Genomic DNA, 19,451 nt, shown 5'->3' on the forward strand with positions numbered 1-19,451 from the left:
TGGCGTGAGCAACCGATTGGACCCCACGCCGTGACCGACATGAGCCTGAGGCTCCCCACCACCCATTTCCGTGCCGTGTTCGACCTGGGCCAGCGCCCGGCCGCGCAGACGCCGCTGCCGACCGCGCTCGGCAAGCCGAACCTCTACGCCGAGTACGACGACGACGACCTGATCACCGCCCTGTACGTCGGCTACGAGACCGGACAGGTGCACCTCGAGACCACGCCCTCGGGCGACGTCGAGCACCACTTCCACCTCGCGAACGGCGACGACAGCGACCTCAGCCCCTTCGGCGTCGCCGACACGCGGGTGCTCGTCGAGTGGTCGACCCGGCTGATCGTCGACCTGCACCGCCGCATGCCCGACCTGCTCGACGAGGTCGACGAGGCGGCGGCCTGGCACGACGCCGGCTTCGACCTCTACGTCTGCGAGGTCGAAGAACCACGCAAGCTCGACCTGGTCGAGGTCGACATCGAGGGCGAGTTGCTGACCCTGCCCTGGCTCGGCTCGGGTGCCGTCGAACACGACCACATCGAGGGCGACGACCACCCGATCGCGCTGGCCTGGACGCCCCAGGGCGCGTCCGAGGGCGTGCCGATCGCCGAGGCCTGGCTCGACCCCCGGACCGACCAGCCCCGGACGAAGGCCCTGCCCGGCGTCGACTGGGAGGCCGTGGGCTGGGGTCGCGACGAGGTGCTGCCCTGGCTCGAGGCGATCTACATGAACCACCACGTGCTGCCCGACGCGGCCGGCACGATCCTCACGGGCGTGCTCGAACGGCTGGGCGGGATCGACGGCACCGACTAGCCGGGGGCCTTCGGCCCTCGGCCCTTCGCACCGCGTTTCGTGCACGGCACCGCGTCTCGTCGCGGTGCCGTGCACGAAACGCGGTGCGAAGCGGTGCGGTGCGGTGCGGTGCGGTGCCGTGCCGTGCGGTGCGGTGCAGTGCGGTGCAGTGCGGTGCGGGCTGCCAGGATGGCGCCATGAGCGACTCGCCCGCACCGCGCCTCCTGAACCTGTTGCTCCTCGACGTCACCGACGAGGCCCGCGACGACCCCGCGTTCGAGCGCGAGCTCGACGACCTGTCCACCTCGGTGGTCGCCGCCGCCGAGCAGGTCGGGTTCACGGTGCGCCGGGTGCCGGCCAACCGGCTCGGCGACGTGCGCGCCGCCCTCGCCGAGGCGGACGCGGTGCTCGTCACCGGTGGCGAGGACGTCGACCCGAGCCACTACGGCGGTCCCCTCGACCACCCGGGGCGGGGCCAGACCTTCGCCGACGCCGACCGGGTGCAGATCGAGGTGGTGCGCGGGTCCGTGGAGGCGCGGCTGCCGCTGGTCGGCATCTGTCGCGGCATGCAGGTGGTCGACGTCGCCCTCGGCGGCGACCTCGTGCAGCACCTCGAACACCCCGGCCACGTGAACCCGGACGACGTCTCGGACAGCATGGTCGACCACCCGGTCCGCCTCGCCGACGACAGCACCCTCGCCTCGATGCTCGGCACGACGTCGCTGGTCGTGCGCAGCTCGCACCACCAGGCGGTGGGACGCCTGGGCGAGGGGCTGCGCGCGGTGGCCTGGGCCGACGACGGCACGGTCGAGGCCGTCGAGCACGTCACGGCTCCGGTGTGGTGCGTGCAATGGCACCCCGAGGACCGCGGGGCCACCGGCACGGTGCTGACCGACCTGCTCGTCGCGGCGCGCGACGCCGCCCTCGGTCGAGCCGGCGACCGGTCGCGTCGCACCGCCGACTGAACATCGCACCGCCGATGTGGGCGGTGCGACGTCCAGCGGGCGGTGCGTTGCTCGACCGCGGCGGGCGGGCCGGGGCCCGGCCCAGGTGGCCGGGCCCGAGGCCGGCCCGGTGGGCCGGCCCGCGATCGCGCCCGGTTCCTAGCGCTCGCGCACGATCAGGGCCGAGGCCGCGGTCACGAGCCGCCGGGGCAGGAACCGGTGCGCCTGGGCACCGATCGCGTTGCCGAGCCCGCTGACCACGACGGCACGGCGACGACGCACGGCCCGCAGCGCCGCGGTGACGACCTGCTCGGGCGTCTGGCGGCCGCTCGTGAGGAAGTCGCTCCCGGTCGCGGCGAAGAAGCCGGTCTCGGTCGCCCCCGGGCAGAGGGCCGTGACGGTGACGCCCGACCCCCGCACCTCGGCGTGCACCGCCTCGCTGAACGAGAGCACGAACGACTTGGTCGCCCCGTAGACCGCCATCGTCGGGATCGGCTGGAAGGCCGCGGTCGAGGCGACGTTGACCACCGTTCCGCGGCGTCGTTCGACCATGCCCGGCAGCAGCGCGCGCGTCAGCGCGACCACCTGCGAGCAGTTGAGGTGCACCTGCGCCTGGACGGCGGCGGGGTCGGACTCGACGAACGCCCCGTGGGAGCCGACGCCGGCATTGTTCACCAGCACGTCGATCGCCCGGTCGCCGACGGCGGCCAGCACGGTCTCGACCCCGTCGGGCGTCGACAGGTCGGCGACCACGGCCGTGAACGACCCGGAGGCGCGGGTCGCCACGAGCTCGGCCCTCACCTGCTCGAGACGGTCGCCGCTGCGCGCCACGATCACCACGTCGTGGTCGGGGGCGAGCCGCCGGGCGAACTCCGCGCCGATGCCGCCGGAGGCGCCGGTGACGAGTGCGGTGGGCAGGGACGTGGTGGGTGCGGGCATGTCGCCCATCCTGCCGCGCCCGCCGTCGGAGGAGGTCGCACCACGCTCGCGTCGTCGAACCACCCGAGGGGCTGGTTCGACCACGCGAGCGTGGTGCGGCCGGGCCCCGCGGCGGGGCCCCGCGGCCGGGCCCCGCGACACACGGCGTCACGCGGCGACGCATGACGTGACACGTCCTCGCGAACGCGACCCGCGCCTCCTTATGCTCGGCGACACCCCGAACCCACCACCTCAGCCGACACCCTGGAGCCCCCATGATCAGCCTCGAGCAGCTGACGAAGGTCTACGAGACCGGATCGCACCGCACGACCGTCCTCGACCGCGTCGACTTCCGGGTCGACACCGGCGAGATCGCCGCGGTCGTCGGCCCGAGCGGCGCCGGCAAGAGCACCTTGGCCCAGTGCGTGACGCTGCTCGAACGACCGACCTCGGGCTCGGTCGTCGTCAACGGCGACGACCTGACCCGGCTCGGCGAGCGCGACCTGCGGGTCGCCCGCCGTCGGATCGGCACGGTGTTCCAGTCGGACGGACTCTTCGGCCGTCGGACCGCCGCACAGAACGTGGCCCTGCCGCTCGAGTACCTGGGCGTGACGAAGGCCGAGACGAGGCGTCGAGTCGCCGAGCTGCTCGACCGTGTGGGGCTCGGCCACCGTGCCGACGCCCGGCCGCACGAGCTCTCGGGCGGCCAACGCCAGCGCGTCGGCATCGCCCGGGCCCTCGCCCTGCGGCCGACCGTGCTGCTCTCGGACGAGGCGACGTCGGGCCTCGACCCCGCCTCGACCACCTCGATCGTCGACCTGCTGCGCGAGTTGCGTGACGACCTCGGCCTGTCGATCCTGTTCGTCACCCACGAGATGGACACCGTGCTGCAGATCGCCGACACCGTCGCCCGCCTCGACCACGGACGCATCGTCGAACGGGGTCGCGTGCTCGACCTGCTGCGCGACCCCGCGTCGGCGCTCGGTGCGGCGCTGCGACCGACCCGACCGGCGGCCGGCGCCCCCGACGGCTCCCGCACCTGGCGGCTCGATTACGTCTCGGCCGACGTGCCGACCGACTGGCCGACCACGCTCGGATCGGCCCTGGGGTCGCCCGTGTCGCTGCTCGGAGCCTCGATCGAGACCCTGGGAGGCGCGACCGTCGGGCACGCGACCGTCGCCGTCCCCGAGGCGGTCGCCTCGCGCCTGCCCGGGGTCGCCGCCGCACTCGGGCTCACCGCCCGCTCCCTCGACCCGTCCCCGGCGCCCACGCCGACGCCGACGCCGACGCCCACGCCCGAACAGGAGCTCGTCCGATGAGCGTTGCCAGCACCGTCGCCCCGATCGCGACGACCGTCCTCGCGTCGGGCACGAGCCCGTCGACCGCGTACGACAACTCCGTGCCGTGGGCGCAGATCCCCGCCCTGGTGCTCCCGGCACTCGGCGACACGTTCGTGATGGTCGGCATCGTGATGGCGATCGTCGTGCTGGTCGGGGTGCCGCTCGGGGCCCTGGTGCACAACCTCGGCCCCGCGGGCCTCGTGCCGAACGCGCCGGTGCACACGGTGCTCAGCGCCGTCATCAGCATCGGGCGCTCGCTGCCGTTCTTGATCCTGATGGCGTCGATCGTCCCGTTCACCCGGTTCGTGACCGGCACCAACATCGGCATCGCGGCCGCGGTGGTGCCGATGTCGATCGCCGGCATCGCCTTCTTCACCCGCATCGTCGAGAACTCCCTGCGGAGCGTCCCGAGCGATCGGGTGCGCGTGGCGACCGCGAGCGGGGCGTCCCGCCTGCAGATCGTCCGCACCGCACAGCTGTCCGAGGCGCTGCCCGGCCTGATCGGGGGCCTCACGATCAACACGATCGCGATGATCGAGTACTCGGCCATCGCCGGCACCATCGGCGCCGGCGGCATCGGCTACGTCGCCGTCACCTACGGCTACCAGCGCTTCGACCACACCGTGATGATCGTCACGATCGTGTTGCTCGTCGCGACGGTCGCGGCCGTCCAACAACTCGGCGACCTCGCCGTGCGGGCCACGAGCCCCGAGCCGGTCCGCCGGCGCCGCTGGTGGCGGCGCCGCGCGACCGACCTGCCCCCGGTGGCCGCCGCGGTCTGAGCCGCACCGCGCCTCCTCGTTCCCCTCTGCGGTCCCGCACCGCGCCTCCCCGTTCCCCTCTGCGGTCCCGCACCGCGCCTCCCCCTCTGCGGTCCTGCACCGCGCCTCCCCCACCCGCAGGCGCCGCCTGCCCCTCCCGAAGGACAGCCATGCCCGAGAACACCCCCACCCCCGCACCCGGCACCGCGTCCGTGACGGACGACCACGGCTTCGAGCTGAGGCGTCGTCGCCGCTGGCCCTGGATCGCCGGAGGCGCGGTGGCGGTCGTCGCCGTCGCCACCGCGATCGTCGTGCCCCTGACCGCGCCCGCCGGGCCGGCCGTCGCCGAGGCCGGGGCGACGCTGACCGTCGCCACCGCCGAGGGCAACGCGTCCGAGCAGGCCCTCGTGCAGTTCGTCGCCGACGAGGTCGCCCCGAAGTACGGCATCACCGTCGCCTTCACGGGCCTGAGCGACAGCAACACGATCAACCGGGCCGTCAGCGAGGGCGAGATCGCCGGCACGGTGTACCAGCACGAACTGTGGCTGGACCAGGTGCTCGCCTCGAACCCGGACTTCCGGGAGGAAGCGGCGACGCCGGTGTTCCGCTGGGGCTTCGGCCTCTGGTCGTCGAAGTACACCGATCCCGGCCAGCTGCCCGACGGCGCCACGGTGTCGCTGTACTCCGACCCGGCCAACGAGGCCCAGGGGCTCTGGGTGCTCGAGCGCGCCGGCCTCATCACGCTGAAGGACGGCGTCGACAAGGCACACGCCACCCAGGACGACATCGCCTCGAACCCGAAGGACCTGCAGTTCACCCTGCTCGACTTCGCCGCACAGTCGCGGGCCCTGCCCGACCTCGACGCAGCCGTCGGCTACACCGAGTACTACCTCGCCGCCGGCGTGCCGATCGAGCAGCAGATCTTCGCCCCCGCCGCACCGGACGAGTTCGCCGGCCAGCTCACCATCGGCAGCGACTACGCCGACGAGGACGCCGTGAAGAAGCTCGTCGCCGCCTTCCAGGACCCGGCCGTGCAGGAGTTCCTCGCGACCGATCCCCGCGTGAAGGGCATCCTGCTGCCGCTCGACGCGGAGTAGGTCGCACCGCGGACCGGGTCGCACCGCCGAATGGACGTCGCACCGCCGAAACAGGCGGTGCGACGTTCATCCGGCGGTGCGACACGGGCGCGCCGGCGTGCGGGCCGGGCGTGCAGGCCAGCGCACCGGCGGGCGGGCCAGCGGGCGAGAGGCTCAGCCGGCGGGCGCGACGACCACGTCGACGCCGGCGGCCGCGAACTCGGCCAGCGCCTCGGTCGTGGCCGTGGCGTCGGTCACGAGCGTCCAGCCCTCGGGCAGCGCCGCGCGGGCGTGGAACGTCGCGCGACCGAGCTTCGACCCGTCGGCCAGCACGTAGACGCGCTCGGACTGCCGGCACATGAGCTCTTTCAGCCGGGTCTGCACGAGGTCGGCCTCGACCACGTGGCCCGAGGCGAGCACGCCGTCGGCGCCGAGGAACACCCGGTCGAAGGTCAGGCGCTCGAGCGCGGCCTCGGCAAGCGGCCCGACGAAGCCCTGGCTGGCAGGTCGCAGCGTGCCGCCGAGGCACTCGAGGTGGATGCCGTCCGAGTCGGCGAGCTGTTGGATCACGGCGATCGAGGTGGTGGCGACGGTCGCGACGAGACCCGAGCGCGCCTCCCGGGCGAGGGCCGCGACCGACGAACCGGCGTCGAACAGCAGCGTCTCGCCGTCGTGGACCAGCGTGCGGGCGTGCCGCGCGATCTCGGCCTTGGCCACCCCGGCCTCGAGGTTGCGCTGACGGAAGGTCGGCTCGGCACCGGGGGCACCGAGCGGCATGGCCCCGCCGTAGGTGCGGGCGATCTCGCCGCGCCGGGTGAGCTCGGCGAGGTCGCGGCGGATGGTCGACGGGGTCACCTCGAAGCGACGACTCAGCTCGTCGACGCTCGCCAGGCCGGTGGTGTGGGCCAGGTCGACGATGTCGCGGCGTCGCTCGCGTGCCGTGGTGCTCATGCGGTGGTGCTCATGCGATGGCCGTCCTGATCGGTGGGGCGGGCGACGTCACGCCGACGACGCACCGACCCGGGCGGCGTCGGCCGGGCTGGGCGACATCTCGACCGCCTGGCGCAACGCCTCGATCATGCTACCGACGGCCACGACGCCCGTGCCGGCGATGTCGAACGCGGTGCCGTGGTCGACCGAGGTGCGGATCACGGGCAGTCCGACGGTGATGTTGACCCCCGCCTCGATGCCGAGCACCTTCACCGGGCCGTGGCCCTGGTCGTGGTACATCGCCACGATGAGGTCGTAGTCGCCGCGGCCGCCGAGGAAGAACGCGGTGTCGGCCGGAAGCGGCCCGACGGCGCGGATGCCGTCGGCCTGGAGCACCTCGAGGGCGGGGGTGATCTTCTCGGCCTCCTCGCCGTAGCCGAAGAGCCCGTTCTCGCCGGCGTGCGGGTTGATCGCGCAGACGCCGATCCTGGGGTCGTCGACGCCGGCCCGGCGCAGCGCCTCCCAGCCGCGGCGCACGGTGCGCTCGACGAGGCCGGGCTCGATCTTCGCGATGGCGTCGATCAACCCGATGTGGGTCGTCACGTGGATCACCTTGATCTTGGGGGTCGAGAGCATCATCGACACCTCGCCGACGCCCATGAAGTGCGCCAGCAGCTCGGTGTGGCCGGGGAACACGTGACCGGCCTCGTGCAGCGCCGCCTTGTTCAGCGGTGCGGTGCAGATGCCCTGCACGAGACCGGCCATGCCGAGCTCGCACGCGATGCGGATGTACTCGTACGCCGCATGGCCGGCCTCGGCCGAGACGGCGCCCCAGGGCAGGTCGGCCGAGAGCAGGTGCGGGTCGACGACGTTTATGCGTCCAGGGGTGAAGACGGCGTCGGCGGGCCCGTCGACCTCGACGATCTCGGCGTCGACCCCGAGCGCGGCGGCGCCGAGCCGCAGGCGGTGGGCGTCCCCGACGACGACCGGTCGCGCGTCGCGGTAGGCGGCCTCGTCGAGCAGTGCGCCGACGGTGACCTCGGGTCCGACGCCGGCGCCGTCGCCCATGGTGACGGCGATGAACGGCCGCGTGTCGGGGGTCGTCGTGGTCATGGGGTTCTCCGTTTCGTGGGGGCGCCGGACGCTGCCGACGCGGTGAGGTCGTGGGGGTCGGCGCCGGCGCGCGTGCGGCGCACCAGGTCGACGAGGTCGGCGAGCACGGTCGGGCCGCCGAAGCTGCCGGGCTTGGTGGCGACGAGCCGGTCGTCGCCCGCGGCCCCCCGCCCGTCGCCCGCGAGGCTGAGGACGGCGCCGTGCTCGAGTTGGGTGAGCGGCCGCAGGGTGGTCGTCGTGAGCCGGTCGAGCACCGCGCGGGCGGTCTCGCCGCCGGTCAGCACGAGGTCGAGCTCGACGTCGGCGTCGATCCGGGCGACGACCTCGGCGAGGGCCGCCGATCCGACGAGCGGGTCGGGCAGGCGCCGGGCGGTGACCGTCAGCACGGCGACGGACGACCGGGACAAGGAGGCGCGGGTCGCCTCGACGACGGGGCCCGCGTCGTCCGCCGGGTCGAGCACGTGCACGTCCGCACCGGTCGCGGCGAGCGCGTCGGCGTGGCCCCGGGCCACCTCGGCGGCCGAACCGACCACGACGAGCACGGGCCGCTCGGCCCCGGCCCCGTCGCGGGGCCCGGCCTCGTCGCGGGGCCCGGCCTCGTCGCGGGCCCCGGCCTCGTCGCGGGCCCCGGCCTCGTCCGACGCGTGAGAACCAGCCTCCGTGCTCGACGCCGGAGCGACCGCGTCGGCCAGGGCGGCGGCGAGCGCCGCACTCCCCGCGAGGGCGACCGGCCGACGGACTCCGGGAGCGGCGACCAGCCGGAGGACGGCGTCGACCACGGCGGCGAGGTCGTCGTCGGTCTCGGCGTCGACCAGGAGCACCGCTCCCCCGGCGAGGGCGGCGTCGAGGTGCGCCGCGGACGCGTCAGGCCCCGAACGCACCACGTCGAGGCCGACGAGCACCGTCGGCCGGTCGACGAGTTCGGCCAGGGTCGCGGGGGCGCCGTGCGGTTCGAGATGCCAGAACGCCGTCTCGGCGAGGGGTCGCCCGTCCACCAGGGGCCGCCCGTGGACGACGGTGCGCCCGAGGGCGGGCAGTGCGCCGGCCACGACGAGGTCGTACCCGCGGGCGGCCAGGGCCTCGAGCTCGGGCCCGACGTGGCCGCGCCACAGGGAGTCGGTCTTCTTGAGCACGAGGGTGCCGGCCGTCAGGGGCAGCGTGTCGATCGCGACCCGCGCCTCCTCGGCGGTACCGGCGCGGGTGCCGACGTCGACGACCGTGACCGCCGCGGCGGGACCCGCCGGCACGCCGAGCGAGACCACGGTCTCATGACCGCGCAGCCGGAACTGCTCGGCGGTCTCGGCGGCGCCGGAGAGGTCGTCGGCGATGACGGTGATCGGGCTCATGATGCCGCCATCCTGACACGACTGCGCGTTATGCGCCACCGGTCTTGCGCGAAACGCGCAGCGGTGGCACAGTGTCATCCAGCCCGGACGAGGGCGTCGCAGCGCTGCGGGACCGGGCGCCGTCGACCTCGTCGAACCCCTGGATCGAGAGGTCGATGATGACCGTTCCGTTCGCGGACCACGAGATGTCTCGCCGCACCCTGCTCCGCTGGGGTGCCGCGGCCGGCCTCTTCGTGACCGCCACCAGCCTCGCCGGCTGCGCCGGACCGACCGGGTTGCCCGGACCCGGCACGCTGACCCTGGCCCTCAACCGCTCGCTGGTCAGCCTCGACAACAAGCTGAACCAGTTCGACGCGGCCGTCACGGTGCAGCGGGCGGTGCGCCAGGCCCTCACGCAGATCGGCCCCGACATCACGCCCGAGCTCGTGCTCGCCGAGAGCTTCGAGCCGACGAGCGACACGCAGTGGACGGTCCGGCTGCGCGAGGGCGTGCGCTACTCGGACGGGACGCCCGTCACGGTCGCGGACGTCGCCACCGCGTTGCAGATGTACGAGCAGGTGCAGGGCTCGTTCGTCGCCAGCTTCTTCCCCGAGTTCCCGACCGTGACCGCGATCGACGAGCGCACCTTCACGCTCGACTCGTCGCAGCCGATTCCGGTGCTCGACGCGTTGATGAGCAACATCCTGATCACCCCGGCCGCGGCGAACAAGCCGGAAGAGCTGCAGGACGGCGTGGGCAGCGGCCCGTTCGTCGTCACCCGGTTCAACCGCGGCGCGGGCACCTACAGCCTGAGCCGCAACGAGCAGTACTGGGGCGAGGCGCCGGGCGTCGACCGGGTCGAGGTGCGGTTCCTGCCCGAGGAGTCCAGCCGCGTGATCGCCCTGCGCAGCGGCGAGGTCGACGTGATCGACTCGATCACGCCCGACTCGGCGACCCAGTTGCAGGGCCTGCCCGGCATCGTCCTCGACGAGGCCTCGAGCCTGCGCATCAACCAGATCTTCTACAACTTCCGCAAGCCCGAGGGGCACCCGCTGGCCGACGCCCGGGTGCGCGGAGCGCTCAGCCACGCGATCGACGGCCGGGCGCTCGTCCGCGACGTGCTCACCGACTCGGTCACGCAGGCCGACGGCGTCGTGCCGCCGAGCCTGCTCGGCTACGCCAAGACGGGCGAGTACACCTACGACCCCGACCTCGCCCGCCGCACGCTCGCCGAGCTCGGGGCGAGCGACCTCACGTTGCGCATCATCTGGGAGACCGGCGAGTTCGCCGGCGACACCTTCATCATGGAGGCGCTCGTCGAGATGTTCGGCGCGATCGGCGTGCGCACCACGCTGCAGCAGTTCGAGCCCGGCGGCGACATCCTCCAGTGGCGCCAGGGCAAGGCCGGCGACTGGGACCTGCTCGGCAACGGCTTCTCGGCCCCCACCGGCCTCGCCTTGACCATCCTGCAGGGCATGTACGCGGGCACCGCCGAGAAGGAACAGACCCGCGACACGTACCAGGGCTACGTGCAGCCCGACGTGGCCGAGGCGATCGCCCGGGCGTCGACCGAGCCGGACGCGACCCTGCGCCAGCAGCGGCTCGCCGAGGCGCAGCAGGCGGCCTGGGACACCTGGCCCTGCGCCTGGGCCTTCGTGCCCAAGTCGGTGCTCGCCCGTCGCGAGCGGGTCGAGCGCCTCGCCCTCGCGTCGTCCAACACGTATCCGCTCGCCGACGTCCGACTGGGGGCCTGACCATGGCGACCTACATCCTCAAGCGCCTCGGCCAGGGCCTGCTCACCGTGTTCCTCACGGTGTCGACGGTCTTCGTGCTGATCCGCCTCGCCCCCGGCGACCCGGCCGTGGCCTACGCCGGGCCGCTCGCGACCAACGAGCAACTCGCCGCCGTGCGCGAGCAGTTCGGCCTGGACGACCCGCTGCTGCAGCAGTACGGCGTGTTCCTGCAGCAGTTGTTCACGGGCAACCTGGGCACCTCGTACTCGTTCCAGGCACCGGCCGTGCAGGTCGTGCTCGAACGGCTGCCGTACACGCTGACCCTGTCGTTCGCGGCGATCCTGTTGGCGGCGGTCGTGTCGATCCCGCTCGGCGTCTGGATGGCCCGTCGCACCGACACCCGCAGCGAGACCGGCGTCAACGTCGTCGCCATCGCGGGTCAGTCGATGCCCGACTTCTGGACCGGCATCCTGCTGCTCAGCGCCTTCGCCGTCGTGATCCCGATCTTCCCGGCCTCGGGCTTCGCCACCTGGGGCGGTCTCGTGCTGCCGACGGTGACGATCGCCATCCTGCAGGTGGCCCTGATCTCCCGGCTCGTGCGCCGCGAGATGGCGACCAACTTCTCGGCGCCCTACCTGACCGTGGCCCGGTCGCGCGGCGTCTCGGAGCGGGCCCTGACCTGGCGCTACGCCATGGGCAACTCGGCGATCCCCGTCTTCACGGCCCTCGGCACGCGCTTCGCGGCGATGCTCAACGGCGTCGTCGTGGTCGAGGTCGTGTTCGCCTGGCCCGGCGTCGGGTCGCTCATCGTGCGGGCGCTCGAGACCCGCGACTACCCCCTCATCCAGGCGACCGTGCTGGTCACGTCGCTGCTCGCCGTCGGCGTCCAGCTGCTGATCGACCTCGCCTACCCCCTGCTCGATCCGCGCGTGCGGCTCGGAAAGGCGAGTGCCGCATGACCCGCACCGAGACCACCGGACAGCCGTCCGGCACGTCGACCGCCGGCGCGGCCGGTCGCACCCCCGAGGAGGCGCGACGCACCGCGGTCACGCCGCGCCTGTTGAAGAGGTCCGAGGCGGCCCGGCGGACCTCCGCCGCACGGGTGAAGCTCTGGGTCGGCACGATCTGCGCCCTCGTGGTGATCATCCCGATCGTGCTGGCCCAGGCCCTCCCGCTGCCCGACGCGAACGGCCAGGACCTCGGCAACCGCCTCGCGCCTCCGTTCACCGCCGGCCACCTGTTCGGCACCGACCAGCTCGGTCGAGACCTGCTCTCGCGGGTGCTGCACGGCGGTCAGGTCTCGCTCGCGATCGGCGTGCTGGCGGTCATCGTCTCGGGCGCCATCGGCGTCGTCCTCGGCTCGATCGCCGGGTTCTACGGGCGCTGGGCCGACACGCTGATCAGCCGCCTGCTCGAGGCCCAGATGTCGCTGCCGCTGCTGATGATGCTGCTGCTCGTCGTCGCCCTCTTCGGCCCGTCGATCCCGGTGATCACCTTCGTCATCGCGATCGCGCAATGGCCGGAGGTCGCCCGCCTGACCCGGTCGCTCGTGCTCGTCGAACGCGAGAAGCCGTACGTCTCGTCGGCCCGCACGCTCGGCCTGAACCGCTTCACGATCCTGCTGCGCCACGTCGTCCCGAACGTCATCAAGCAGGCGACGCTCGTCGTGCTGCTGCTGCTCGCGCAGGCCGTGCTGCTCGAGAGCGCCCTGAGCTTCCTCGGGGCCGGCCCGCAGCGACCGTTCGCCACCTGGGGCCGCATCATCTCGGACGGCCAGGACTACGTCACGACCGCCTGGTGGATGGTGACGATCCCGGGTCTGTTCATCGTGCTGCTCGTCGTCGGGGTCAACCTGCTGGGCGACGCCCTGCGGGACCGGCCGCGCCGGTCGACGGCCTCGCGCCTCCGTCGGTTCGTCGGGCTGCGCCCGTCGACCCCGGCCCCGACCCCGGCCCCGGCCCCGGAACCGCAGAAGGGAACGATCGCATGACCTCCGTGACCGACGACACCGTCGACCCCGACCTGCTCCTCGAGGTGCGTGACCTGCAGATCGAGCTCATGACGACCAACGGGATCGTGCGCGCCGTCGACGGCGTCTCGTTCCACATCGCCCGGGGCGAGACCGTCACGATCATCGGCGAGTCGGGGTCGGGCAAGTCGACCACCGCCATGGGCGTGCTGCAGCTGCTGCCCGCCGACCTCGCCGTCGTCTCGGGCCACGTGCGCATCACCGGACTCGACGTGCTCGCCTCGGCCTCGGCCGTGCGCAAGGTGCGCGGTCGGGCCGTCGCCCTGATCCCCCAGGACCCCATGACGGCGCTCAGCCCGGTGCGGTCGATCGGCTCGCAGCTCGGCGAGGCCATCCGCATCGCCGGGGCCGCCAGCGGTCGGGCCGCCGTCACCGCCCGGGCCGTGCGCCTCCTCGAGCAGGTGCACATCCCCGACCCGGCGGCCCAGCTGGGGAAGTTCCCGCACCAACTCTCGGGTGGCATGCTGCAACGCGTGCTGATCGCCATCGCGTTGGCCTGCGAGCCGCAGCTGATCGTGGCCGACGAGCCCACCAGCGCCCTCGACGTCACGGTGCAGGCCGGCATCCTCGACCTGCTGCTCGAGCTGCAGGAGCAGCGCGGCATCGGCCTGCTGATGATCACCCACGACCTCGGCGTCGCCCGGCTCGTGTCCGACCGCATCCACGTCATGAAGGCCGGCGTGTTCGTCGAGTCCGGCGACGTGCGGCAGATCGTCGAGCACCCCGCCGAGCCCTACACGCAGGGGCTGCTCGCCGCGGTGCCCACCCTGGGCGCCTGGGACGAGACGCCGTCCACGCCCGCCACGACCAGCACCGACCGACCGGAGGCCACCCGTGTCTGACACCATCCTCGAGGTCGACGACCTGGTCGTCGACTACGGCAGCGGCTCGAGTGCCCACCGCGCCGTCGACCACGTGTCGTTCTCGGTGCGCCGCGGCAGCACCTTCGCCATCGTGGGCGAGTCGGGCTGCGGCAAGTCGACGATCGCCAAGGCGGTCATGCGGTTGCTGCAGCCGACCAGCGGGCGCATCGTGCTCGACGGTACCGACCTGGCGACCCTGTCGGAGGCGCGGTTGCGGCCCCTGAGGCACCGCTTCCAGATGGTCTTCCAGGACCCGTACGGCTCGCTCGACCCGCACCTGAGCGCCCGCGACATCGTCGCCGAGCCGCTCCGACTGAAGGGCGTGCGGTCGGCCCAGGACCGGGCCACCGAGGCGGCGCGCCTGATCGACCGCGTCGGCCTGCCGTCGACGGCGCTCGACCGTCGCCCGCACGAGTTCTCCGGCGGCCAGCGCCAGCGCATCGGCATCGCCCGGGCGCTCGCCTCGAGCCCCGACCTGTTGATCTGCGACGAGGCGACGAGCGCGCTCGACGTGTCGGTGCAGGCGCAGGTGCTCGACCTGCTGCGCGAGATCCAGGTCGACACCGGCATCACCTACGTCGTCATCTCGCACAACCTCGGCGTCGTGCAGCAGATCAGCGAGAGCGTCCTCGTCATGAAGCAGGGCGCCGTCGTCGAGCAGGGCGCCACGGCGCAGGTGCTCACGTCGCCCGCCGAGGACTACACGCGGCGGCTGCGCCGGGCCGCCCTCGACCCCGCGACGATGACCGGCGTGAAGCCGCGCCACGTCGTCCGCAGCCTCTCGTTGGGAGCCACCGCATGACCCGGACCGACACCGCCCGGACCGAGACCACCCCGCTCGACCCCACCCCGGTCGACACCGCCCCGCTCGACGCCGCGGACACGGTCGCCGAGGCGGCCACGCGCCCCGCGCCTCCTCGGCTCGTGCTCGGCACGATGACCTTCGGCGACACCGTCGACGAGGCCACCGCCGCCCGCATGCTCGACACCGCGCGCGACGCGGGCGTCACCTGGATCGACACGGCCAACGCCTACGTCGGCGGCACGACCGAGACGATGCTCGGCCGCCTGCTCGCCGGGCGGCGCGACGAGGTCGTGCTCGCCTCGAAGGCGGGCATGCCGCACGCCGACGCGGGCGGACTGCCGCCGCTCTCGGCCGTGGCCCTCCGCGCGAGCGTCGAGGCGAGCCTGCGCCGCCTCGGCACCGACCGGCTCGACCTGTTCTACCTGCACCAGCCCGACCGGGCGACCCCGCTCGACGAGACCCTCTCGACCGTCGCCGCCCTGGTCGCCGAGGGCAAGGTGCTCTCGCTCGGCGTCTCGAACTACGCCGCCTGGCAGATCGGCGACGTCGAGCGCGTCGCCGACGCCGTGGGCGCACCCCGGCCAGTCGTCGCCCAGCAGCTGTGCAACCTCGTGGCCCGCCGCCTCGACGACGAGTACCTCGAGTTCGCGAGCGTCCACGGGCTCGAGACGATGGTCTACAACCCGCTCGGCGGCGGCCTCCTGACCGGTCGGCACCGCTTCGACGAGACGCCGGCCGACGGGCGCTTCGGCGACTCGGCCCTCGCCGAGATGTACACGAAGCGCTACTGGGACGCCGACCTGTTCGCCGCGATCGACCGCCTGTCGGGCGTCGCCGCCGAGGCCGGCGTGACGCTCGTCGAGCTCGCCCTGCGCTGGGTGGCGTACCGACCCGAGGTCGGGTCGGTGCTGCTCGGCGGCTCCCGGCCCGAACAGCTGACGGCCAACGTCGCCGCCGTCGCCGCCGGGCCGCTGCCCGACGAGGTGGTGGCGGCCTGCGACGAGGTCGGGCGTCAGCTGCGGGGGCCGATGCCTCCGTACGCGCGCTGAGCCGCGCCTCCCGACCCTCCGCACCGCGCCGCACGCCCCCGAACCGCACCGCACCGCACCGCACCGCACCGCACCGCACCGACCGCACGCCCCGCACGAGAGAGAGCACCATGAGCACCGCCAGCGACTTCGCCCGTACGATCCGCCGACGCGAGAGGGCGGTCGGCTACTGGATCACCCTCGACGCCCCGCCGGCGACCGAGCGCATCGCGCGGCTCGGCTACGACTACGTCTGCCTCGACGCGCAGCACGGCCTCTTCGGCTACCAGGGCATGATGACCGGCCTGCTCGCCATCGACGCGGGGCAGACCTCGGCCGGCCTCGTGCGGGTCGAGGCGAACGACATCACGCCGATCGGCAAGGCCCTCGACGCCGGGGCGGCCGGCGTCATCGTGCCGCTCGTCGACACGGCCGAGGACGCCGCCTCCGCCGTGCGCAGCGCGAAGTACCCGCCCCACGGCCGCCGCTCGTACGGCCCCATGCGGTCGAGCCTGCGCATCGGCCCCGTGCCGGCGGACGCGAACGACACGACGATCGTGCTCGCCATGATCGAGACGCCCGACGGGCTCTCGAACGTCGAGGCGATCGCCGCGACGCCGGGGCTCGACGGCCTCTACGTCGGGCCGAGCGACCTGTGCATCGCGGTCGGCGGGGCCTACCCGGGCGACCCGGCCGTGCAGGAGGCCTTCGACGCCGCCCTCGTCCGCGTCGCGGCGGCGGCCGAGGCCGCGGGCATCGCCGCGGGCATCCACACGCCGCACGGCGACGTCGCCCGACAGCGGCTCGCCGCGGGGTACACGTTCGCCACGGTCGCCGGCGACCTCAACCACCTCGAGGCCGCCGCCCGCGACCACCTGCAGCGGGCCACCGCGACGGACGACCCCGACACGACCGCCGGAGGCGCGGCGTGAGCAGGCAGGACGTGGTCGCCGACGGCGCGGTCGCGGACGGCGTGGGCGACGACGACGTGGTCGCCGACGGACGACTGCGGCCCGACGCGGCCTGTCGCGCCTGGGCGTACCTGCCGACGGCCACGGTGCAGTCGCACGCGGCGAACCTCGCCGAGCTGCCCGACGGGCGCCTGGCCTGCGTCTGGTTCGGCGGCACGCAGGAGGGCGTCTCGGACATCCACGTCTGGTGCTCGGTCCTCGACGGCGAGGTGTGGTCCGAACCGGTGCGCCTCAGCGACGACCCCGCACGCTCCGAGCAGAACCCGGTGCTCTTCACGGCCCCCTCGGGCGACGTCTGGTTGCTCTACACGGCGCAACGGGCCGGGAACCAGGACTCGGCCGAGGTGCGCCGCCGCATCTCCACCGACGGCGGGGTCACCTGGGCCGAGCCCACGACCCTCTTCGCGGCCGACGAGACGGGTGGCGTCTTCGTCCGGCAGCCGCCGGTCGTCACCCGCGCAGGCGACCTGCTCGTGCCGGTCTTCCGCTGCGTGACGACCCCCGGGCAGGCGTGGGTGGGCGACCACGACACGAGCTCGGTCATGATCTCCCGGGACGGCGGCTCCACGTGGGGTGAGGTCGCCGTCCCGGGGAGCACCGGAGCCGTGCACATGAACGTGCACGAGCTGCCCGACGGATCGCTGCTCGCGCTCTTCCGCAGCCGCTGGGCCGACGCCGTGCACGAGTCGCGCTCGACCGACGGCGGACTCCACTGGTCGGCGCCGGTGCCGACCGAGCTGCCCAACAACAACTCCTCGGTGCAGTGGGTTCCGCTCGCCGACGGGCACCTCGCGATCGTCTACAACCACCGCCGCGCCGACGCGACCACCCCGCGCCGCCTCGGGCTCTACGACGAGATCGACGAATCCGGCATCGTCGAGCAGGCCGTTCTGCCCGGCGCGGACGCAGACCTCGCCCAGGAGGCGCGGGCCGGGTCGCCTGCGGAGGGGGGCCGGACGGCGTTCTGGGGCACGCCCCGCGCTCCGATGTCGCTGGCGGTGTCGACGGACGGCGGCCGCAGCTGGCCGCACCGCGTCGACCTCGAGGACGGCGACGGGTGGTGCCTCTCGAACAACTCCCGCGACGGGCTGAACCGCGAGCTGTCGTACCCGAGCATCACGCAGACCGGCGACGGGACCGTGCACGTGGCGTACACCTGGCACCGCCGGGCGATCCGCCACGTGCGACTGTCGGCCGCCGATCTGCCCGGACCCGACGTCGAGGGCTGAGCCGTGTCGGACGACGGGACGGCTGACGCCGACCGGGCAGGTCGCGGTGCTGGCACCGAGCGGGCGGGTGGCGGTGCCGGCACCGACCGGCACGCCGTGGTGACGGGCTGCAGCTCGGGCATCGGGCGGGCGATCGCCGAGTTCCTGCTGGCCGACGGGTGGCGGGTGACCGGTCTCAGCCGACGCGCGGTCGACCTGGGCGACGGGTTCTCGTGGCTCGGCTGCGACCTCTCCGTGACCGCCGACGTCGCGCGAGCGGTCGCCGACGTCGGGTCGGTCGACGCGATCGTCCACGCGGCCGGCTACCAGGTGGCCGCCCCGCTCGGGCGGCTCGACCCCGCCGCCCTCGAGGGCATGTTCGCCGTGCACGTCGGGGCCGCGGCCGCGCTCGTCGACGCACTCGTCGACCGGCTGTCCGACGGCGGTCGCGTCGTGCTCATCGGCAGCCGCACCGCCGTCGGCGTCGCGGGCAAGAGCCAGTACGCGGCGACGAAGGCGGCCCAGGTCGCACTGGCCCGGAGCTGGGCGGCGGAACTGGTGCCGCGCGGCGTCACCGCCAACGTCGTGGCACCGGGGCCCACCGACACGCCGATGCTCGCCGACCCGGCCCGCGCCTCCTCGGCTCCGGTCGTGCCGCCGCTGGGCGCGCTCGTCGACCCGGTGGACGTGGCGGCCCTCGTCGCGTTCGTGCTCGGGCCGCACGGACGGAGCATCACCGGGCAGGCGCTCGTCGTGTGCGGTGGCGCCTCGCTCTGACGTCGCACCGGGTCGAGGTCGCGGCGGGTCGAGGGCTCGGCGGGTCGAGGTCGCGGCGGGTCGAGGTCACAGCGGCTGCGAGGTCACAACGGCTGCGAGGTCACAACGGCTGCGAGGACGCACCACCATCGCGTCGTGGAACCATCCACGGGCCTGGTTCGACGACGCGTGCGTGGTGCGGCCTGTCCCGAAAGTGACGATCGGGGCCCCCATTGTTTTGATTCATTCAAAAGAAGGCGTATGGTGGTGTCAACGCCGACGGAGGCCAGGGCCACCGTCGAGCACCTCGGCGCCGCCCTCCTCACCTCCGCTGGCCGCCCGCTCGATCCCCCGATCGCGGGCCCCCGACCAGCACGACCCGCCCATCCCCGAGGAGTCACCGTGAACACCACCGCCACGACCGCCCGCACCGCCGCCACCCCGCTCGGCGGCCGCTACGTCGGCACCACCACCGCCCCGACGGTCGGCAGCTACGTCGGTTCGCTCGCCGCCGACGTCGCGCCCGGCTCGTACGTGAGCACCTCGGCACGCCGCGACCTGTCGATCGGTCGCTACACCGCCAGCGCGCGGCGTCGCCTCTCGGCCGCCACGGCGTCCGTCCGGACGGCCACGGGATCGATCCACACCGCCACCGGCTCGATCCGCACCGCGTAGTCGGTGCCGGTCGGGGGCACCCCTCCCCGACCGACCCGGACGGGCCGCCCCACCAGACCCGGGCCCGCCGCGCGACCTGAATCCGCGCGGCGGACCCGTTCCTCTGGGCGATGTCGCGACCTACCCGGTCCGCCCACCTCGCCCAGGAGACACGACGTGCCGCTCACCCCCGAAGGTGAGCGGCACGTCG

The 19,451-nt window shown here is 73.7% G+C and carries 19 protein-coding genes; 15 read left to right on the forward strand and 4 right to left on the reverse strand.

Going from position 1 to position 19,451, the window contains the following annotated elements:
- Positions 1-30 precede the first annotated feature (30 nt).
- Together QRN23_RS08090 and QRN23_RS08095 are read left to right on the forward strand one after the other, a co-directional pair.
- On the forward strand, positions 31-807 hold the full coding sequence (locus tag QRN23_RS08090; RefSeq protein ID WP_192124357.1) for a hypothetical protein: 777 nt from the start codon (positions 31-33) through the stop codon (positions 805-807).
- A gap of 176 nt (positions 808-983) precedes the next feature.
- Complete coding sequence (locus QRN23_RS08095) at positions 984-1,751, forward strand: gamma-glutamyl-gamma-aminobutyrate hydrolase family protein (RefSeq protein ID WP_285063153.1); 768 nt, start codon at positions 984-986, stop codon at positions 1,749-1,751.
- Between the two features lie 138 nt (positions 1,752-1,889).
- Here the strand turns inward: QRN23_RS08095 and QRN23_RS08100 are convergent, their stop codons facing one another.
- Positions 1,890-2,669, reverse strand: a complete 780-nt coding sequence (locus QRN23_RS08100; protein ID WP_123570661.1) for an SDR family NAD(P)-dependent oxidoreductase — start codon at positions 2,667-2,669, stop codon at positions 1,890-1,892.
- Between the two features lie 254 nt (positions 2,670-2,923).
- Here QRN23_RS08100 and QRN23_RS08105 point away from each other — a divergent pair, with 254 nt between their 5' ends.
- From QRN23_RS08105 to QRN23_RS08115, 3 genes are all read left to right on the forward strand, one after another.
- Positions 2,924-3,967 (forward strand): methionine ABC transporter ATP-binding protein, encoded by a 1,044-nt coding sequence (locus QRN23_RS08105; RefSeq protein WP_285063155.1) that lies wholly within the window; start codon positions 2,924-2,926, stop codon positions 3,965-3,967.
- Positions 3,964-4,770, forward strand: coding sequence for a methionine ABC transporter permease (locus QRN23_RS08110; protein WP_285063156.1), 807 nt, complete (start codon positions 3,964-3,966; stop codon positions 4,768-4,770). Before QRN23_RS08105 ends, QRN23_RS08110 begins: the two co-directional genes overlap by 4 nt.
- Before the next feature lie 149 nt (positions 4,771-4,919).
- The gene (locus QRN23_RS08115) at positions 4,920-5,846 is read left to right on the forward strand and encodes a MetQ/NlpA family ABC transporter substrate-binding protein (protein WP_123570665.1); all 927 of its coding nucleotides are present in this window, start codon (positions 4,920-4,922) and stop codon (positions 5,844-5,846) included.
- Positions 5,847-5,999: 153 nt separating this feature from the next.
- Here the strand turns inward: QRN23_RS08115 and QRN23_RS08120 are convergent, their stop codons facing one another.
- The 3 genes from QRN23_RS08120 to QRN23_RS08130 are packed head-to-tail and all read right to left on the reverse strand — an operon-like array spanning position 6,000 to position 9,214.
- Positions 6,000-6,776: a DeoR/GlpR family DNA-binding transcription regulator gene (locus QRN23_RS08120; RefSeq protein WP_056046906.1), complete on the reverse strand. Its 777-nt coding sequence runs from the start codon at positions 6,774-6,776 to the stop codon at positions 6,000-6,002.
- 48 nt (positions 6,777-6,824) lie between these two features.
- The gene (gene pdxA / locus QRN23_RS08125) at positions 6,825-7,868 is read right to left on the reverse strand and encodes a 4-hydroxythreonine-4-phosphate dehydrogenase PdxA (protein ID WP_056046908.1); all 1,044 of its coding nucleotides are present in this window, start codon (positions 7,866-7,868) and stop codon (positions 6,825-6,827) included.
- Positions 7,865-9,214, reverse strand: a complete 1,350-nt coding sequence (locus QRN23_RS08130; protein WP_285063159.1) for a four-carbon acid sugar kinase family protein — start codon at positions 9,212-9,214, stop codon at positions 7,865-7,867. The genes pdxA and QRN23_RS08130 overlap by 4 nt, the downstream gene beginning before the upstream one ends.
- Before the next feature lie 158 nt (positions 9,215-9,372).
- On the opposite strand from QRN23_RS08130, the gene QRN23_RS08135 reads away from it, so the two are divergent.
- From QRN23_RS08135 to QRN23_RS08180, 10 genes are all read left to right on the forward strand, one after another.
- On the forward strand, positions 9,373-10,947 hold the full coding sequence (locus QRN23_RS08135; protein ID WP_199859713.1) for an ABC transporter substrate-binding protein: 1,575 nt from the start codon (positions 9,373-9,375) through the stop codon (positions 10,945-10,947).
- Positions 10,948-10,949: 2 nt separating this feature from the next.
- Positions 10,950-11,885: an ABC transporter permease gene (locus QRN23_RS08140; RefSeq protein ID WP_043594466.1), complete on the forward strand. Its 936-nt coding sequence runs from the start codon at positions 10,950-10,952 to the stop codon at positions 11,883-11,885.
- Positions 11,882-12,916: an ABC transporter permease gene (locus QRN23_RS08145; protein ID WP_285063164.1), complete on the forward strand. Its 1,035-nt coding sequence runs from the start codon at positions 11,882-11,884 to the stop codon at positions 12,914-12,916. The genes QRN23_RS08140 and QRN23_RS08145 overlap by 4 nt, the downstream gene beginning before the upstream one ends.
- Positions 12,913-13,797 (forward strand): ABC transporter ATP-binding protein, encoded by an 885-nt coding sequence (locus tag QRN23_RS08150; protein ID WP_056046912.1) that lies wholly within the window; start codon positions 12,913-12,915, stop codon positions 13,795-13,797. Before QRN23_RS08145 ends, QRN23_RS08150 begins: the two co-directional genes overlap by 4 nt.
- Complete coding sequence (locus tag QRN23_RS08155) at positions 13,790-14,620, forward strand: ABC transporter ATP-binding protein (RefSeq protein WP_159829042.1); 831 nt, start codon at positions 13,790-13,792, stop codon at positions 14,618-14,620. The genes QRN23_RS08150 and QRN23_RS08155 overlap by 8 nt, the downstream gene beginning before the upstream one ends.
- Positions 14,617-15,672, forward strand: coding sequence for an aldo/keto reductase (locus tag QRN23_RS08160; protein WP_159829045.1), 1,056 nt, complete (start codon positions 14,617-14,619; stop codon positions 15,670-15,672). Before QRN23_RS08155 ends, QRN23_RS08160 begins: the two co-directional genes overlap by 4 nt.
- Before the next feature lie 110 nt (positions 15,673-15,782).
- On the forward strand, positions 15,783-16,583 hold the full coding sequence (locus QRN23_RS08165) for an HpcH/HpaI aldolase family protein (RefSeq protein WP_285063168.1): 801 nt from the start codon (positions 15,783-15,785) through the stop codon (positions 16,581-16,583).
- The gene (locus QRN23_RS08170) at positions 16,580-17,851 is read left to right on the forward strand and encodes a sialidase family protein (RefSeq protein WP_350224696.1); all 1,272 of its coding nucleotides are present in this window, start codon (positions 16,580-16,582) and stop codon (positions 17,849-17,851) included. The genes QRN23_RS08165 and QRN23_RS08170 overlap by 4 nt, the downstream gene beginning before the upstream one ends.
- A 3-nt stretch (positions 17,852-17,854) precedes the next feature.
- Positions 17,855-18,607, forward strand: a complete 753-nt coding sequence (locus tag QRN23_RS08175) for an SDR family NAD(P)-dependent oxidoreductase (RefSeq protein ID WP_350224697.1) — start codon at positions 17,855-17,857, stop codon at positions 18,605-18,607.
- Between the two features lie 381 nt (positions 18,608-18,988).
- Positions 18,989-19,261: a hypothetical protein gene (locus QRN23_RS08180; RefSeq protein WP_285063170.1), complete on the forward strand. Its 273-nt coding sequence runs from the start codon at positions 18,989-18,991 to the stop codon at positions 19,259-19,261.
- Positions 19,262-19,451: the final 190 nt, after the last annotated feature.

The sequence above is a fragment of the Frigoribacterium sp. ME-P-080 genome (assembly GCF_030209595.1).
Taxonomy (GTDB): domain Bacteria; phylum Actinomycetota; class Actinomycetes; order Actinomycetales; family Microbacteriaceae; genus Frigoribacterium.

Coding starts and splice junctions, on each gene's coding strand:
- QRN23_RS08095 (WP_285063153.1), top strand. CDS start 984: ATGAGCGACTCGCCCGCACCGCGCCTCCTGAACCTGTTGCTCCTCGAC.
- QRN23_RS08100 (WP_123570661.1), bottom strand. CDS start 2,669: ATGCCCGCACCCACCACGTCCCTGCCCACCGCACTCGTCACCGGCGCC.
- QRN23_RS08105 (WP_285063155.1), top strand. CDS start 2,924: ATGATCAGCCTCGAGCAGCTGACGAAGGTCTACGAGACCGGATCGCAC.
- QRN23_RS08110 (WP_285063156.1), top strand. CDS start 3,964: ATGAGCGTTGCCAGCACCGTCGCCCCGATCGCGACGACCGTCCTCGCG.
- QRN23_RS08115 (WP_123570665.1), top strand. CDS start 4,920: ATGCCCGAGAACACCCCCACCCCCGCACCCGGCACCGCGTCCGTGACG.
- QRN23_RS08120 (WP_056046906.1), bottom strand. CDS start 6,776: ATGAGCACCACGGCACGCGAGCGACGCCGCGACATCGTCGACCTGGCC.
- pdxA (WP_056046908.1), bottom strand. CDS start 7,868: ATGACCACGACGACCCCCGACACGCGGCCGTTCATCGCCGTCACCATG.
- QRN23_RS08130 (WP_285063159.1), bottom strand. CDS start 9,214: ATGAGCCCGATCACCGTCATCGCCGACGACCTCTCCGGCGCCGCCGAG.
- QRN23_RS08135 (WP_199859713.1), top strand. CDS start 9,373: ATGACCGTTCCGTTCGCGGACCACGAGATGTCTCGCCGCACCCTGCTC.
- QRN23_RS08140 (WP_043594466.1), top strand. CDS start 10,950: ATGGCGACCTACATCCTCAAGCGCCTCGGCCAGGGCCTGCTCACCGTG.
- QRN23_RS08145 (WP_285063164.1), top strand. CDS start 11,882: ATGACCCGCACCGAGACCACCGGACAGCCGTCCGGCACGTCGACCGCC.
- QRN23_RS08150 (WP_056046912.1), top strand. CDS start 12,913: ATGACCTCCGTGACCGACGACACCGTCGACCCCGACCTGCTCCTCGAG.
- QRN23_RS08160 (WP_159829045.1), top strand. CDS start 14,617: ATGACCCGGACCGACACCGCCCGGACCGAGACCACCCCGCTCGACCCC.
- QRN23_RS08165 (WP_285063168.1), top strand. CDS start 15,783: ATGAGCACCGCCAGCGACTTCGCCCGTACGATCCGCCGACGCGAGAGG.